Source organism: Pleionea sp. WD8-19 (assembly GCF_055326765.1).
This window is the reverse complement of record NZ_JBUZOU010000014.1, coordinates 1-16,385: the sequence shown is the minus strand read 5'-3', so window position 1 is coordinate 16,385 and position 16,385 is coordinate 1. Positions and strand designations below refer to the sequence as shown.

Here is a 16,385-nt window from a genome sequence, read left to right as displayed (position 1 = left end):
TGAGCAACAACAACATGTCAGTCACTGAACCTATGACCGTCAAAAAAAACGAAGCTACGATTGATGATACCGCATTAAGTGATTTGCAACCGGCTCGCAGTAACGACAGTCGGGTGTTTATGCAGGATACTTTTGAACAGCAAAAGCATGCCTTTACTGCACAGCCCTATCCAAGTCTCAAAGAGCGCAAAGAAATGTTACGCGCTCTGAAAAAAAGCCTGTTGAAAAATCGTGAACGTTTATTAAAAAGTTTAAGCGCGGATTTTTCACATCGCTCTAACGACGACTCATTACTTGCCGATATCCTTCCGACCGTCATGTCGTTAAATTACGCATTAAAAAAGATGCGTCGTTGGATGAAACCGGAAAAGCGTCACGTAGGATGGTTGTTCCAACCCGCAAAAGCCTGGGTCGAATACCAACCACTGGGAGTCGTCGGCATTATTGTACCTTGGAACTATCCCATTTATCTTTCACTCGGACCTTTGATTGGTGCATTAGCGGCGGGTAATCGCGCCATGATAAAAATGTCTGAGTTTACCCCCTATACCAATCGCATCATTCGTGAAATGATTGAAGAAGTTTTCGATCACACCGAAGTTGCAATCGTAGAAGGCGATGCCGATATTGCTGCAGGGTTTTCCGCCTTACCTTTCGATCACTTGTTCTTCACCGGCTCCACTCAAGTGGGTAAACATGTCATGCGCTCAGCAGCTAATAATCTTACCCCTGTGACCTTAGAGCTGGGCGGCAAATCACCGGTTATTATCGATGATGACATACCACTGGATATCGCGGTCGAACGGTTACTTTATGGTAAATGCCTCAATGCCGGACAGACCTGTGTCGCACCCGACTACGTTCTGTGTCCAAAAGACAGAGTCGCAGGCTTAATTGAAGTGCTCGAGAATCAATTTCAGACGATGTATCCACATATCGCAGAAAACCCCGACTACACGGCCATTGTCAATGGCTCGCAATACGGTCGACTGCAAGCCTGGATCGCCGAGGCGGAATCCGCCGGTTGCAACTTAATACAGATAAACCCTGCTAATGAAACGTTCGAGCCTGGCAAGCGTAAAATTCCACTAACGTTGGTGATTGACCCGCCTTCACATTTAAATCTCAGCCAACAAGAAATTTTTGGTCCAATACTCCCCATAATGAGTTATGAAAACATAGACGATGCCCTTCGCTTAATCCAAAAAAGGCCAAGACCACTCGCACTTTATCTTATGACGTTTGATAAAAAGCTTCAGAAAAAAGTGTTACGCGAGACTCATGCTGGTGGAGTGTGTATCAATGATTCTATTACGCACGTGGCCCAGGAAGACCTGCCATTTGGTGGTATTGGGCCCTCAGGAATGGGCCAATATCACGCACGCGAAGGCTTCTTAACCTTTTCCAAAGCTAAGGCCGTATTTAAACGTGGGCGCATCAACTCCACTAAATTAGCCCTGCCGCCTTATGGCCGTTGGATCCATAAACTGATTTATATGTTTTACTTGCGTTAATCAAGTTAGCGCCTACGCCATTGGCAATTCAATCAGCGTAGGCTATAGTTTTCAAAGACTTAGCTACTCCGGGAGCCCGATGTGAAAACCATTAACAAAATACTCGTCACCTGGTGTTCCGTTTTATCCTTATCGGCTACCGCTGCCGATGAAAATACAGAACTCGGCAATACCGTTAACAGCTATATGATTGAAAGCTATAATTACGTACTTAATATTAACCTATTGTCCGAATTATGCGCGTTAGACACTTATTTGGATGTCAACACCAATTCGAAAGCATTCAACGATAAACTTCACGAAAACATTAAAAAATTCGCAGGTTACGCCAAGGTTAAAAATTACAGCGCCAATAAAATTGCCGCCGACGTTGAAATAAAATTCAAAGCTTTTGTGCAAGGCGTTCGTTATGGTGGCTTTATCGCTGACAACTTTATAAAAACACAAATTCCTAAAGGACTGTGCAGCGACGAAGTTCGTATTGATCTGGCCAAAAAGATTGCTGAATTAATAAAGCAAGATGAATACATGCTTTCGGAAGATGATTGAGTTATTGAAAGAGCGAGAAAAGCACACCTGTCATTACTTTTCTCGCAATAGCATTACAGACGACTTAACAAATAATCAATAGCCGCTTGCAGTTGGTTATCTTCCCCTTGCTGAAAACTTTGGATCGATCTCTCAACATAAATATCAGGAACAATCCCCGTCGCAATGTGTGGGCTACCATCATGTTGTGTCACTTCCATGCTTGTAAATATCAACCGAAGCCCTCCATTACTCTTACCTTTATTGGCAAAAGCTTCCGTGATATTGCCATTTATACCTGAAGTAGGTTCACCCATAATGGGTAACTGAGCATCTTGAATATAGGCAAGTGCATGCTCATTTGAACTTTGGCTGTATCGAGACGCTAACACCACCGTCGGCACATTAATTCTAGGCAGTGCGGGCTCAATGCTTTGTGGAATAAAGTGCTTATACACATCGCTCCGGTCAGGTGCCGCGGGCATATTGATATACATAGGGGCCGAAAGTATCGGGTTATCGGAAAAGTGCGCCAAAGTGTTACGCCAGCCATTCCAACTTTCTGGGTAACTGCGAAAATCTAAAACAATTGCATCGGCCGATTGCAGCTTTTCAATGGTCTCTTCAACATCGTCTTCGTAAGTAATGGAAAGATCAACATAGTGAATGTTGTTTTCCAGTACCTTATGTTGAGTGTTGGTAAAATGAGCATAAGACTCCATCGCCGGAATAATAAGCTCATAAATCGCCTCGCTCGCAGGATGCTCTAAGTCATAAACCTCTTCCTGATGGTTTTTAAGAGTAAGCTTTACCATGGTGTCTTTCTGACGACGTAACATATAAAACATCGCAGCCCAATGTCTCCGTTTGTCCGTTGACTTCAAAGTAAATGGCGCAAATTCTTCTACGATTTCGTTAACGGCTATATCGTCAATGGCTAATAATTCGTCACCTAAACGGATTGAGCTTGGTGCGGTTTCACCATGTTTGTATATCGCAATTAACCGATTTCCTATCCAATCGAAACTTACAGGTAAAGTGTAAAGGCCAAATGAGTCACTGAAGGGATTACCCGCATTGATGGCAAGACCAACATGATTGTCCTCCAGTTTAGTGAGTGACTGCATCATTTGACGAACAGCGTCACCTCGGTTATCCGACGCACAGCTGGCAAGCAATAACGGAAGCTCTTGCTCCCAATCGACTGTAATCGTTTCGAAATATGGCCAGTAATTTTGTATTACGGCCCATAATTTGGCTGACGCCGACAAACAAGCATAGGGGTTTTCAACGTTCATCGGCAGCTCCCACTCGGTACTATCGGTAAAAGCGTTGCCTTCAGGGACACTTTGCCCCTCTTGGTACTCAAGCACCAGCGGCATATCGAAAGTTAAATTGCCATAGTCAAACTGATAATTAAGCGAGGACGGATGATACGCTTCTGTTCCCAGTAATGAAAAATCAAGGGTTTCATACTCTCGAAAATACACGGAAGGTTTAGTGCTAAATTTGTCTAAATACCCAGCTTGCGCTAAGAGTACAATGGTGTCACCGGCCTCAAATTGAGGAATCTTTTTATTCGCATCATTGAAGGTAACATCGGGCGCAATGGACTCAAACAATGATCGCATTTCATTGATAAAATCTTCTTGGGTATTGGTTTGGCTAATACGATACATTCCATAAACTCGAAAGTTATCCCAATCCGTTGCCTTGGCGCCATCTCCTGGATAAAAAAACTCTATATTCGTCGCCACTCGGGCAAAGGTGACAAGCCGATCAATTTTGCTACTAAAGTCAACAACGGGCAAAGGCTGCGCTTGTTGGGGTAATTCTTGTTGCTCTTGGTTGGGTTGAGAGTTATTCGATGAGCAGCTGAAAATAAACGAACTCAACAATATTGGAACAATGACCCATTTCTTTTTTCGCATAAAATTTACTCCTTTTTAGATGTAAACAAATCGCACTACTTAGGAAATTAGTAACGAAAGACAATATTAACCATATTTTTAATCGCAAATGTTTGATATAAATTAGAGGAAAATGTGATGGACGTGTAAAGTCATAAAAGGTTTTAGTTTTGCGCACTTATCAAGTTGGTGAATTTACGTTCACCTTAGAAAACAGAACACTCGCACTGAATGACCGGCTAATTACGCTCGAGCCCAAAAGTGCAGCAGCACTGATGATACTCATTGAAAGGGCTCCGGATGTTGTTACGCGCGAACAATTTTTAGCCAACATTTTTCCACAACAGGTTGTTTCTTATAGCGCAATAAATCGACTGATTGCCCTTCTTAGAAAGGCCTTTGCTGCAGACCCGTCAAAGCAGCCCTATATCAAAACAATACCCAAAAGTGGCTATCAACTCATTGTCGACGTTAAACTCAATTCACCGACAACAAGGAAAAATGAAAGCCTCGACAATGTCTCGGTGCCTACGATTCAAAAACTTGAGACTCAGAGTGATTCTTACTCTCAAGTCGTACCGAGAAAAGCAAAAAAGTGGTACACAACAACTCAAGTGCGATATCTGGCCTTTCGACTGCCTATTTTGTTTTGTTTCATTTTTATTCCTTTATATATGGGCTTCACGCACAAAGCAGTGAATGAGACCTGCAAGCCGATTTCAGGCTGGATAATTTCGGGAAGCAACCCAACGGACTATAAAGTTTGTTTAGAAGAAGCTGAAGGTTTACCCGCCCCAAGCGCTCTCATTTACCATACAAACGACAACCCCAAAGGATTTATCACATTAATGCAAAAAGGGTGGCAAGAGCACTTTCGAAATCGAAAAGTCGAGCTTAGCCTGAAGGTTAAAGCCGATAATCTTGACGGCACCGTTTCACTATTCCTCCGGGCAGACAGTCACCTTCAAGGCCATGATGTCCTAGCCTTTACGAACTCTGAAATTGAACGTTCGGCTATCGAATCGGACACCGATTGGACCGAGATGACACTATCGCTTGACGTGCCAGAAAAAACGGGCGTATTAGCGTATGGCTTCTTTTTGAGTGGAAAAGGAAACGTTTTGTTTGATAATGTTAATTTAGAAGCCGTAGGTGAATTTAGTAACAAGACAGGTGACATTCCATCCCAAAACCTACGTTTTTCCAAACAATAAAAAATACAAACGACAATATCACCAAGCCTGAATCGCAAGCTCTGGCTGTGAAAAGTACAATACTCAATATTATTAACGAGCCCTTTCAGTCAAGTATCCCTATCAATGTGAACTGAAAGTCGACATGCCTTAAAAAGAATGTGAATTTTTACTTTTAACGGCTTCAATTTTTTTGGGAGGATTACACCAGCGTTTCGTGAAAACGACTAGTCTTGTGTGAATAACAGGTGTAACACTGTGAAATCATTACGACAGTCGTACAAATGTCGTATAAAAAGGAGCCGTGCTCCCGGTATATTGAGTCTACTTTGATTTACCGGGGGAACACGTGATGTGTATGAAATTAAAAGAAAATGTAGTTAAGAACATGCGAGGCGAGAGAGGTTGGTCACAGCAGCAGCTCGCAGAACTTTGCAATGTGAACTTGAGAACGATACAACGAGTCGAAAATACCCATACTTGCTCAATGGAGACATTAAACTCGTTATTATCCGTATTTAACATTGAAAGAAATGTACTGGAAGACAAGCAAGGAGTGAGCAAAAACCAACCAGCTCAATCTCGTTTTAAAGCATTTAATTGGCGCTTGAATGCAAGCTTATTGATTTGCAGTTTAGCGTTAATTGTTCACTTATTACTCTATGGTAAAATTTTAACCCACCTTGATGAAAACCAGACACTTCAATGGGCTGGCGTAAGCATAGTCAGCCAAGACCATCTAGAGAACACTCCTCAACCAAAGGCAGAATGGGATGGAGAAAAGATCGTCTACCCTGAGTCACTGGCACAAAGCCGAGGTTTTTTTATAATTCCGGTCTCCTTTTTTATCAATATCCTATTGCTGATAGGAATAACTATAGGGTTGTTCAAACGATCTTATTGGTCCGCAATGTTTGCCGTGATATTCATTCCCTATTTGTACTTTCAGATCAGCTTACGTTTTGGCGGTGCGACACCCATTACGTTTTTCATCATTGCACTTTTGGGATGGTTAACGTATCAATCGTTTAAAGAGCATCAACTATTAAAATCAACTCAATCTTAATCGCATTAATAATGTAACTGAACTGAAAAGGGCTATTCATTGAAATAGCCCTTTTCAATGGTTAGCATGAATATTGACTTATCTTTTATTAATCCACGATTGACCATAATGCATATTGGCTTTATCTAACCAATGCACTCGAGTTTCTAAATCGCCACACCAAGGATCATAAAAGTCGAGTGTAAAAGTTCCCCACTTATTACTGCCACCAAAATCAGTGCTGTAAATATCTTTTCGAGCCAAGACATTTTTACCAACATTAGACACTACATCGATAACTGCCACTTTTTGTCTCGAAGAATAGGAACCAATTCTTAAGTAAAAACTTGCGGTATGCATCCCTTTGCCAAAACTACGATCGTATGGTCCATAAGCCAAATACCCGCTGTTGTGCCAAAACGTACTCGCATAATAATCATTACCGTCTTTACCGTAGAACGAATACATCGGAGGATTCGACCAATACCAACCGTATGTATTATTGGTTGTGCAACTTCGATATGGTTCAACATTGGTGCTCACAGCATATTCTCTTGGAGAAGGCATTTCAAACACATAGCTACTGACATTACCGCCTACACCCACAAACCCAATCCATCCTTTATTCCTTGCAAAGAAATATTTTTCTCCAACTCCGGGACCATTCGTTACATTGACTTCGATAACATCGTTAAACGTCAAACCGGTATCCAAAGTTAGGCTATTATGGTGTGTAAACGTTAATGTTCTGTTTGTCACTTGCTGGGGATTGGCCCAATTACTATCGCATTCCAGTCCATTGCGATCGGAACGCGCAATAATTCTAAAGTTACCTACCGTTACAGGCTGGCCGTTTGGGACCACATATCGTGGTAAAAACCTACCGCCTAACTTATTTGTCCCCGCATCACGCAGCTCAAAACTGTCTCCATCTTCATTGACGTTACTGCTGTGACAGTGTCTATCCCATGAAGTGTCTCTCACTAAGTAAAAGTGACTGTTATCATAATAATACTCTTCGAAATGCGTACCGTCGTCGTTTTTAACGATGTAAAAACCGGTAGCTCCAGCGGGAGGCGTGGTCATACGAATGTTGGAAGGTACATAAGCCCGAATTGGCTTAGACGCCCCATCGTACTCACCTCCATATATTCGATGAACATTGGCCGATCGAGGGTCACTGTTAAATAAATAGTCTTTGAGATCAATCGTTCCACTCGATGCACCGGATAAATTCCATTTTTGGTTTTCTCGCCACTCCGACGCTGACTTGCAACGATACAGTTGTACAAAAGGGCCATTGCTTCCGTTATTGTAGGCCGAGCCTTGAATATCCAGACACATGCCATTGGTTGACTTTAAAAGCTTTGTACTCGACTCATAAATCCATTTTTGATTGTTTTGCCCACTGCAAGACCAAGCCTGAACTTTGCCCACCGCAGGTTTATTGACATAATCAGGGTAATGAACGTCTAGGCATTGACCGTTTTGCAACCGAATTTCTTGAGTACTTAGGTTATAAAACCACTTTTGATTTGCATTCGGCTCAAAGCAATCCCAAACTTGTATACGACCAGGGTTTGTAACGTCTCGATAGTGATCCCAATGCTCGTCTAAACACTTACCATTTTGTGCCGTAATAGAACTGTAAGATACACTTAAGCTACGACTGGACGCGTTTTCTATTTCAGTACTGGCTTCCACATTTTGACAATGAAAAAATAAAAGTAAGCCAAACATAGCTACTTCAATGTAAGTTTTCATATTTACACCTTCAAGTTAAATTATTATTAATAGTTCGACTGACGAATTTCGTACTCTCTTTCAGGCAATTCCATGGAATATTTTGAGTCACAATATTGTGCGTTTTATAGTGTAGAACTTGATTGAAATCTGCAATATTTTTATAACGTTCGAGCGAATCTTTTTTATCAATTAATGAGGGAGTTCAAAAATCTAAATATCCGATAATAAAATAGGACTTAAGTCCGAAGAAAGTGGTTCTACAGCTAGGTAAAATGAAAAAGCCCTAATGTTTAGCCAGAGAAAAGTGAAATAACGAATCATGCATTTTTTTACACATTGTTTCGCATACCATGGCGGGCAGAATACTTAATTTCCGAGTGGCTATGAATTATTCCATTTAAAAAATGATGGAAAACATGAAATTTGAGCTCTAAAAAATAGATGAATCATACTAATATTTGATTTCTTATTTTTAAAAGGGACTCAAAAATTGAGTTCGAACAGTCATAAATAATCTTTGTTTATTCATGAGTCAATCTCCAACTTCTTAAACTATTTACACTCCGCAGCAAAAATACGAGATACTTTAATGATAGGACTTTAGCATTCGTGACAACCGGTTGCTGATTTTGCGGCCTTCCTCATTTACATTGCGAGCATTTAAATATGTAAGCGTATTTTCCAACTCTTCTTTAATGACTTCATCGAATGTTTGTTCAAAACCAAGTGCATTTCGCACAAATGACTCAATAATGACCAGCTGAGTACGATGGGATATTAAACTGTCAGGACCATGCCCTGCTCTCAGGTAGGTAATAATTTCGATATCTTTATTGTTATTTTTTTCCAATAAATATGCCATACGATAGGAGTGTTCTAAGTCCGCAATATAATCCACCCCTCCAACAATAAACAACACTGGAACGTTAATTTTATGTGCATGATACACTGGAGACATTTCTGAGTAACGATGTTTAATATCTTCCTCCGCTCCGATAACATTAGCTATTTTCTGATTCTGTTTTTCCGTATTGAAGCTAATAGACTGGTTATAAAGCAGCTCTAGATCAAATATTCCATAGGAGGATACTGCACACCGGTAAAGATCAGGATATTGCGCTGTCGACATTAACGCTGAATAGCCTCCGTAACTGGCTCCAATTATACAAACTTTACTTTCATCAATAGGAAATCGCCTAAATGACTCACTAACAACTTCATTAATGTCAGCTTCTATTCTACGCCCAAACTCACCAATACCGGCTTCTAAAAATTTCCTACCGTAGCCGAAAGAGCCACTAAAATTCATTCTTAATACACCATAACCACGCGAGGTATAAAACTGTAAATCTGGATCGTAATCATTCAACTCTCGAACACCAATTGGACCACCATGTGGCATTACCAACAATGGGTATTTTTCATCTATTCCAACTGGAGGGGTAAAAAACGCTTCAATTTTATTTCCATCCGAATTTGTAATATTGAATACAACTGTTTCAGATAGATTATAGCGCTGTAACTTTTCGTAACTGGGTGTCAACCCCATTATTTTATTTTCATCGGGGTTTACCAAATAAAAATATCCAGAGTCTGATGAGCTTGTTACTTTTACAATAACGTTTTTACCAGCTGCATCTCTACTCAAAATATATTTGATTTTTCCTTTAAAACCTTTTGATAAATATTTAGAAAGTATTTTATTATAAGATTGAAAATAATGAGTTCTTGGAACACCTTCCGAATGGTAAGTTACATATGCCAGTTGATCAGTTCCTTTCCAAAACCCAGCATTCTCGATATCATGCTGTTCATTACTGTAAATTACTTCATCAAATTCGCTCGTTACTAAATTATATTTCACTAGCTCGACTTTGTCTCGACCACTATTACTTAATACAGCAACTTTCTCGTTTCCCAGTAGCTTAATAGGTTGAAATATTTCAAGTCCATTTACTCGATAAAAAATTTCCCAACGTCCTTCGACTTTCCTATAGTATGTGAGTTGATCGTTTTCGATAACTTTTTTCATTACAAGATTATTTTGTTCATCTAGCCAAAAGTGCCTCGCTTTTCCTTCTGAATTGAGTTTTTTGTCTTTTAAGTCAATAATTCGACTAAAAGTCCTTAAGTTTAAACGATAGAGGTCAAAGTCATTTTCCTGACTATTGGCGTGTTTAAGTATAACTTCTTCACTGTCGTCTAAGACAGATAGTATTTCTCCCTTAAACGGGATTGCTTTGCTATGAAAATCCAACTCTGGTTGCTCTACAATATCAATCAACTCAAACAAGTCCGCTCCTGTTTGACTCACATAATCAACGACCAAAGTATTATTATCTAACCAAATATAGTCATTTATTTTCGCATTAGAATTATGAATTAAACTCAGAACAACATAAGATTGACTATCCCATGATTTTAAAACTTCTATGGTATGCGAATTATTGTGAAAGCCTTGTCCTGCGATATATTTTGCGTTTGGCGATAGTTTAAACGAAGAGTAATCTGCATTGCTAATCAATGTATCAACAGGAATTGTTTCAGCTTTTAAGTAACCAATACTTAAAATAATGATAAGTAATAACCGAAGATGCTTGTTAATGTTAAACATAATCATTTTCCCTGAACCAAATTAAAAAAGTCATCATTAAATAAATTCGAGTAAACCACTCGATATATTACAAGTAAATCAGAGTGATTCCTTTCTAAAAACTTATACATAAATGATGCTCGATTAGTTACATCTAAATGATACTTCTGATAAGGGAGCCTTTTAATTCTTAAATGACCGACATAATTAATAATTCCAGGTTTAATGTTGAAGCTCCAATTACTCTTATCATCCAGATCAAAGTATTGGAAGTCATTAATGTATATTTTTTCTATTCTATAGTTTCCAGAAGACAATGCAGTAACAACGAAGTCATTCTCGTACTTCACTGAAAACAGTTCATCGCCTTTTCTAATATCAAGGCGCGTTATATTCAAATTTGAATCAAGTCCAAATGCAACCACACCTTCTTTCTTATTTATACTAGATAGCTTTCTACTGGTTAGAACCTCAACACCATCTACCGTTGTTGTTTTACATCCTGCTATGAACCCGAAAACAACTACAATTAAAATGATAAACTGTTTCAATGCGCTTCCTCTATATTAATTACTCGAAAAGCTAAACTTTATATTAGGGTTGAATATATCTTTCGTATCGATTATTTTCGAACATAATTGTACCTAAATTACTTGAGCAATAGCCCTCATAGACTTTACTCCATCGGCTTTAAGTAAGCCGATATTTTATCGAATGCTTAGTTTATTGTATAAATTCAGGATCTACTTACTACTTATTAACTACCTAAGTTAAACATTTTTAAAGCACTCACTTCAAACACAAAAGCATCACTTTTTTATACGTGATCCAACGTGTGCTCTTTTCCTATTCTTTTCTTTTAATATTTTATGGATATCAATTGGTTCATACTTCATGTCAATACGAACTCCAGATGGGATTGAAGAGTAAATACTAATGAACAGCTCTGTTCTATCGTCAATATGTTCTCTTTTCTCTTTTTGCTTCATTGTCTCATCAAGTTCCTTTTTTATTTTGTCGACAAACACAGCACGCTTTTTACTGTAAACTTGACTATTAGATAACTTTCCCCATAAATAAGCGAACAAAATATTTTTTTCTTTATATCCCTCAATACCACTATAATAGTACCGTGCAATTTTATACTGCGCCCGATAGTCTCCCAAAAACGCTAAATTACAATAGATATCAAATGCCTCTTCTTGAAAGTTATGTCTTTCGGCTTCTATACCAGCCCTATAAAACCGTAGCTCACTTTCTGCTTCACAAAAATCAGATCGACTAACTTGCGCTGCGTATGAAATTGATGAAAAGAAAATCAATAGTATATACTTCATGATTCACAACCTTTACCAACAAATTCAGTACACAATTTCGGAAAATCTTTGCTCAACAACCTAATATATTTATCAAAATTAAAAATCGTTGTCGTCACAGGATCCCTTACCACGAACTCAGCAAAATAATTTAACTCACCAGCCTCGACGAAAGTACAAAAACCATTAGTTTTGTAATCCATCCTCATACCATACACATCAAAGCCAACAAAGCAATACTCACCTTCATCAAGCTGCAGCGTAATATGAGACGAACCTTTTTTCACGCTACCAACGTAAAACTCTTCATTTGTTTGCATATTCTTAAACTGAATATTACTTAAACTATCGAGAGTATTAATCACCACACCAAGATATCCTTGCGATTGCATCAATGGTTGCAATGGCTCACCTGGATTTAGCTTTGACTTATGTATGCATGAGAATAACGGCATTAATAAACAAAACATAACAAACTTTTTCATATTAACCTCAAAATCACTCTACTAAGCTCACTATTTGGTACTTAAACTAAAATTCATTTCGAAAAAACAACAAAGCATCAATATTTTCCAAAGAATGGTTCTTTTCTAATAAAATCCACTATAGATTAAATAGAAAGCTTTATTCTAAAAACCAACTAAAGAGTCGAATAATTAATCGATATAATAACTATCAACTTGTAATGAATATTCACAGTTATAAGTCACGACAATTTATCGGAATACTTAGAAATACTAAATCATGAATCAACAAAAGTTTTGCGATTCCTTAAGGAATTTATTACTGTTAAGAACTCAAAATCCATACAAATTAGCAACTAGCACTGTAGTATCGACCGAATTTTGAGCAATTATACATACAGGTAGTGAACGAGTCGATGTCTCTAGTTCAAAATATTTATATTTCCACACAAACAAGCGGAATATAAAACAAATTCACTTAACAGTTATCCTCTAGAAAAATAACAAACAGATTTTTATTACCTGCGCTTAATTTTCCGCGCTACCTTGGCAAATAAAGATCTATTCAGCATACACTTGAGATTAATTAAGAGACTTTAAGCATTACTTCTAAAAATGGATTTCGCCAGATAGAAATGCATTTATTGGGTCCATAAATCATAAACATGATTGAGACATACCTTCATCCACTTTTCCAAACTAAAGTTTCATTGTTGCAATGTCATTCCAAAAATCGATAAGGCTTTCTCCACTTCTTGGCCTGTTTTTTCCTCATCTTCTTCATCAATGAACCTGGAAACCATTTTTTGATATGGAATTGATTTGCCATGCTTATGCATAACTGCCGCTGTAAATTCTATTTATACATTACAAGTTCAAAATCAAGCGGTCTAATCAGTTTTTTAATCAAAGCGCTATAAATAATCAACGCCTAGCGACTTTCAATTTTCAAATAGCCATAACATTAACTCAATTTTTCGAGTGTTAACTCTAGGTTACTGTCGACCACACAAACTCCACGACTTCACCTATCTTTTTCATCTTTGCACTTTATCCTAAGTTAAAACATCTAAGTTACCCTCATCACCTTCTTTCGCAATGCAAACAGTTATCCATATTTGCGATACACCTTCAACTTCAAACTTACATTGTTTACGTTCAATACTTGTTTAAATTCGAGGCGATACAAACGACCTTTATGATGTTATCGGTATTATTCACAAGTGTGATTATTACACTAGAGTCTACTAATAAAATGCATAGACTTTCGCGCGTAAAAAATGAATGATTTAAAACACTTACGAAGGTAATTGCTTAACAGTTGAGCAACATAAAAGCGACCGGTTTTGCATAAATTTTCAAAATCATTAACCAAGTAACTTTGACATGATTTTTTCCCAAACTCAAAGATTTTAATTTTAGTAATCTGCTCTCCCACAGGAATCGTTTGACTTCTAACGTCTTATTTGTCGAAAGCAGTTACTTTAATCTTGTGCACTTTAAGTTTTTGTATGGTTTTTTCAAGGGTGTTCGTCTAAAAAAAAATTATACGGTCTTAATCGCTTTGAAAAAATAAGTATTTATTGAAAGGAGAAACTTTGAATTCTAGTAAGAAAGATAAGAGTAGCGTGCCAGATAGTTTGGCTGGCATTAGTGTAGTGAAGTCAGTTGAGCTTCAAGACGATCGGTCGAACAGCGGACTGTTTTCGCATCGCCGTCATGTTCACGGCGTTGTTTATCCGCAAAATGTTGATGAGGCACAGAAGGTGGTTGCGGCGGCGAACGAGCATAACATACCGGTATACCCAGTTTCGTGCGGAAAAAACTGGGGGTATGGCAAAAGCTGCCCATCTGAAGACAACTGTGTCATTCTCGATATGCATAAAATGAATCGAATCGTTGATTTTGATCCTGTTTTGGGCAGCGTAGAGATTGAGCCTGGTGTAACACAAGGTCAACTGTCGGAATTTCTTAAAGATACAAATTGGATGATGGACTGCACAGGCGCTGGCAAAAACACCAGTGTGGTCGGGAATATTATGGAGCGAGGTTTTGGGCATTCTCCACTTGGATATAGGGTACGACATTTTGCGATCACCAAATTGATATCACCCAATGGAGAGGAATACTCATTGTTGCCGAGTACAGGCCGATATATTGGGCGCGTTGGAGCAGCCGCAGGACTTCATGAACTATTTACCCAAAACAATATTGGTGTGGTAGTAAGAATTCGCTTTGAACTGGTTCCTCGTACAGAAAGCAACCTTCGATGTATTGTCAAACTCAAAGACAAATCCTCGATTGGTGAATATATTGAAATAATGAGAGAGCTGAAGGCTGAAGGAACGGTTGATGCACTTCCACATATTGGAAATCATTACCGCACACTTGGTGTATTTGCCCAGTTTGACTTTTCAAAATGGAACCCGAACGTTGGGCCTGAAGAAAAAGAGTTAGAAGAGTTACTTAACAAACTAAAAATATCTCCTTGGATGGCTACATTTTTAGTATTTGGCAGTAAAACGGTAGCTAAAGCAAAAGCCAAAAGAATAAAAAAACGACTCAGCGGCATTGCCAATGTATACACCCTTCCCTATTCAATTTTTCAAAAATCGTCAAAGTTGGTTAATTGGCTGGCTGAGAATGCGAGCTGGTTACCCAATATTAAATCATTGAAAACTAAAACAAATGAAATATGTAGAGCTATGGGTATCTTTAGCGGTGATCCGGATAATATCGCACTTAAAGGATGTTACTGGCGGCATCAAACATCTACACCGAGAGTCGACTGTGACCCGGTCAATAGTGGTTGCGGTTTTGTATGGTTAGCTCCTTCTTTGCCAATGACAAAACAGGATGTCGAAGCGTGTTTGTCATTAACGGAATCTGAGTTTCGAAAACAAGGTTTTGAAATGGCAGTCACACTAACCGCTGTAACGCCATTACTTTGCCAAGCCATTATCAGCCTGTACTACAACGCATCAGACCATCAGGAAACAGAACGAGCAGAAAATACGATAAAAAAACTAAGAGCCAAATACATTGATAAGGGCTGGATACCTTATAGACGTGCCGTTGATGAAATGCCACTAACACCTAATGCGCTGGAATTCGATGCTTTAAGTTTACGGAGTGTTATTAAGAAAGCAGTAGACCCTAACAACATTATTTCTCCAGGCCGATACGAATGTTATAAAGGATAAAAAATGCAGTTGACAAAAGTGATTAAAAAAGAAAACGAACTGAACGAGTACAGCAACTTATATCGCTCTGCTTCTGGGAATAATGCTAGTCTAGAGTATTTGAAAAGGGCATCAGTGGTAAGAGTTTTTTTTGACGGTAATTTAGTAGTAGGCGGTTATGTGCTTAACGCAAATGTCCCCCATCGCTATTTATCCGACATACCTAAGAATGCTGATTTAGTAAGTGAACTTCCACCGCTCAATGATTTGGTTGAAGGTTCGTGCATCTGGATAAATAAAGAGGTTGGCATTTTTAAGCGTGGCTTTATTTATTTTATGACATTGTACGATTATTTAGCATTGGGCAAGCGGTATATGATGGGGGCTTCAATGGAACCTAAAATCGCTAACTTACAAAAAAAAGTATTTAAAAAAGTGCTTTATGAAGGACCGATAACGCATGCTCCTTGGTGCTCAATGTACTATGGCACTCGCCGACATATGCTTTGGATGACTATGTTTATAGCTGGAAAATACTGGATATCGAGTCCAATTAAACAAGTTTTGGTTTCTTTAAAAAAGTTTTTGCCTATGCGCATTCGCAGAACTGAGGAAGGCAGATAATTCGGCTTGGGGTTTAAGCTTCCGACGCATAAATAGAGATTGAAGTAAATTTTTTGGCGTAAGAGTTACCCCGTCAACTCTGTCTCGAAAAGGATTTACTCACGGTCGGTGTAATCGCTGCAAATGCTGGCGATAGAAGTGCCTTTGGTAAACGTCCGAGCAAACACACACTTGACTTAACCGTTCAACTCAACATTCCACGGCATTAACGGTTCTAAGTCATCAGGCTGTTTCGGAAGCTCGTTCAGTACATGCATTAAATAATAAAAG

Annotated in this window: 13 protein-coding genes; 6 read left to right on the top strand and 7 right to left on the bottom strand. The window is 38.7% G+C overall.

Features of this window, described 5'->3' with window-relative positions:
* Window positions 1-14 precede the first annotated feature (14 nt).
* Entirely contained in the window at window positions 15-1,514 is a 1,500-nt protein-coding gene (locus ACTUJY_RS15300) for a coniferyl aldehyde dehydrogenase (protein ID WP_463616984.1), read from the top strand.
* A gap of 81 nt (window positions 1,515-1,595) precedes the next feature.
* Window positions 1,596-2,063, top strand: a complete 468-nt coding sequence (locus ACTUJY_RS15295) for a hypothetical protein (protein ID WP_463616983.1) — start codon at window positions 1,596-1,598, stop codon at window positions 2,061-2,063.
* A 53-nt stretch (window positions 2,064-2,116) separates the two neighbouring features.
* Here ACTUJY_RS15295 and ACTUJY_RS15290 read toward each other — a convergent pair whose 3' ends face one another.
* Window positions 2,117-3,973 carry a S41 family peptidase gene (locus tag ACTUJY_RS15290; protein ID WP_463616982.1) on the bottom strand — a complete coding sequence of 619 codons (1,857 nt, stop codon included), beginning with the start codon at window positions 3,971-3,973 and terminating at the stop codon, window positions 2,117-2,119.
* 149 nt (window positions 3,974-4,122) lie between these two features.
* Between ACTUJY_RS15290 and ACTUJY_RS15285 the strand changes: the two genes are divergently transcribed.
* The gene (locus ACTUJY_RS15285; protein WP_463616981.1) at window positions 4,123-5,166 is read left to right on the top strand and encodes a winged helix-turn-helix domain-containing protein; all 1,044 of its coding nucleotides are present in this window, start codon (window positions 4,123-4,125) and stop codon (window positions 5,164-5,166) included.
* A gap of 337 nt (window positions 5,167-5,503) precedes the next feature.
* Window positions 5,504-6,211, top strand: coding sequence for a helix-turn-helix transcriptional regulator (locus tag ACTUJY_RS15280; RefSeq protein WP_463616980.1), 708 nt, complete (start codon window positions 5,504-5,506; stop codon window positions 6,209-6,211).
* Window positions 6,212-6,289: 78 nt separating this feature from the next.
* Here ACTUJY_RS15280 and ACTUJY_RS15275 read toward each other — a convergent pair whose 3' ends face one another.
* The 6 genes from ACTUJY_RS15275 to ACTUJY_RS15250 all read right to left on the bottom strand — a co-directional run bounded on the left by ACTUJY_RS15275 (window position 6,290) and on the right by ACTUJY_RS15250 (window position 13,148).
* On the bottom strand, window positions 6,290-7,954 hold the full coding sequence (locus tag ACTUJY_RS15275) for a ricin-type beta-trefoil lectin domain protein (protein ID WP_463616979.1): 1,665 nt from the start codon (window positions 7,952-7,954) through the stop codon (window positions 6,290-6,292).
* A gap of 568 nt (window positions 7,955-8,522) precedes the next feature.
* The gene (locus ACTUJY_RS15270) at window positions 8,523-10,550 is read right to left on the bottom strand and encodes an alpha/beta hydrolase family protein (protein ID WP_463616978.1); all 2,028 of its coding nucleotides are present in this window, start codon (window positions 10,548-10,550) and stop codon (window positions 8,523-8,525) included.
* 2 nt (window positions 10,551-10,552) lie between these two features.
* Window positions 10,553-11,080: a hypothetical protein gene (locus ACTUJY_RS15265; protein WP_463616977.1), complete on the bottom strand. Its 528-nt coding sequence runs from the start codon at window positions 11,078-11,080 to the stop codon at window positions 10,553-10,555.
* A gap of 258 nt (window positions 11,081-11,338) precedes the next feature.
* Window positions 11,339-11,866, bottom strand: a complete 528-nt coding sequence (locus ACTUJY_RS15260; protein WP_463616976.1) for a hypothetical protein — start codon at window positions 11,864-11,866, stop codon at window positions 11,339-11,341.
* Window positions 11,863-12,330, bottom strand: a complete 468-nt coding sequence (locus tag ACTUJY_RS15255; RefSeq protein WP_463616975.1) for a hypothetical protein — start codon at window positions 12,328-12,330, stop codon at window positions 11,863-11,865. The genes ACTUJY_RS15260 and ACTUJY_RS15255 overlap by 4 nt, the downstream gene beginning before the upstream one ends.
* A 686-nt stretch (window positions 12,331-13,016) precedes the next feature.
* Complete coding sequence (locus tag ACTUJY_RS15250) at window positions 13,017-13,148, bottom strand: hypothetical protein (protein WP_463616974.1); 132 nt, start codon at window positions 13,146-13,148, stop codon at window positions 13,017-13,019.
* 759 nt (window positions 13,149-13,907) lie between these two features.
* Here ACTUJY_RS15250 and ACTUJY_RS15245 point away from each other — a divergent pair.
* Window positions 13,908-15,512: an FAD-binding oxidoreductase gene (locus ACTUJY_RS15245; protein WP_463616973.1), complete on the top strand. Its 1,605-nt coding sequence runs from the start codon at window positions 13,908-13,910 to the stop codon at window positions 15,510-15,512.
* Between the two features lie 3 nt (window positions 15,513-15,515).
* On the top strand, window positions 15,516-16,115 hold the full coding sequence (locus ACTUJY_RS15240) for a hypothetical protein (protein ID WP_463616972.1): 600 nt from the start codon (window positions 15,516-15,518) through the stop codon (window positions 16,113-16,115).
* The last annotated feature ends 270 nt before the right edge of the window (window positions 16,116-16,385 follow it).

What these genes read in the sequence shown, in the direction of transcription:
- ACTUJY_RS15300 (WP_463616984.1), top strand. Translation starts at nt 15, where the DNA reads ATGTCAGTCACTGAACCTATGACCGTCAAAAAAAACGAAGCTACGATT.
- ACTUJY_RS15290 (WP_463616982.1), bottom strand. Translation starts at nt 3,973, where the DNA reads ATGCGAAAAAAGAAATGGGTCATTGTTCCAATATTGTTGAGTTCGTTT.
- ACTUJY_RS15280 (WP_463616980.1), top strand. Translation starts at nt 5,504, where the DNA reads ATGAAATTAAAAGAAAATGTAGTTAAGAACATGCGAGGCGAGAGAGGT.
- ACTUJY_RS15275 (WP_463616979.1), bottom strand. Translation starts at nt 7,954, where the DNA reads ATGAAAACTTACATTGAAGTAGCTATGTTTGGCTTACTTTTATTTTTT.
- ACTUJY_RS15270 (WP_463616978.1), bottom strand. Translation starts at nt 10,550, where the DNA reads ATGTTTAACATTAACAAGCATCTTCGGTTATTACTTATCATTATTTTA.
- ACTUJY_RS15260 (WP_463616976.1), bottom strand. Translation starts at nt 11,866, where the DNA reads ATGAAGTATATACTATTGATTTTCTTTTCATCAATTTCATACGCAGCG.
- ACTUJY_RS15255 (WP_463616975.1), bottom strand. Translation starts at nt 12,330, where the DNA reads ATGAAAAAGTTTGTTATGTTTTGTTTATTAATGCCGTTATTCTCATGC.
- ACTUJY_RS15250 (WP_463616974.1), bottom strand. Translation starts at nt 13,148, where the DNA reads ATGCATAAGCATGGCAAATCAATTCCATATCAAAAAATGGTTTCCAGG.
- ACTUJY_RS15240 (WP_463616972.1), top strand. Translation starts at nt 15,516, where the DNA reads ATGCAGTTGACAAAAGTGATTAAAAAAGAAAACGAACTGAACGAGTAC.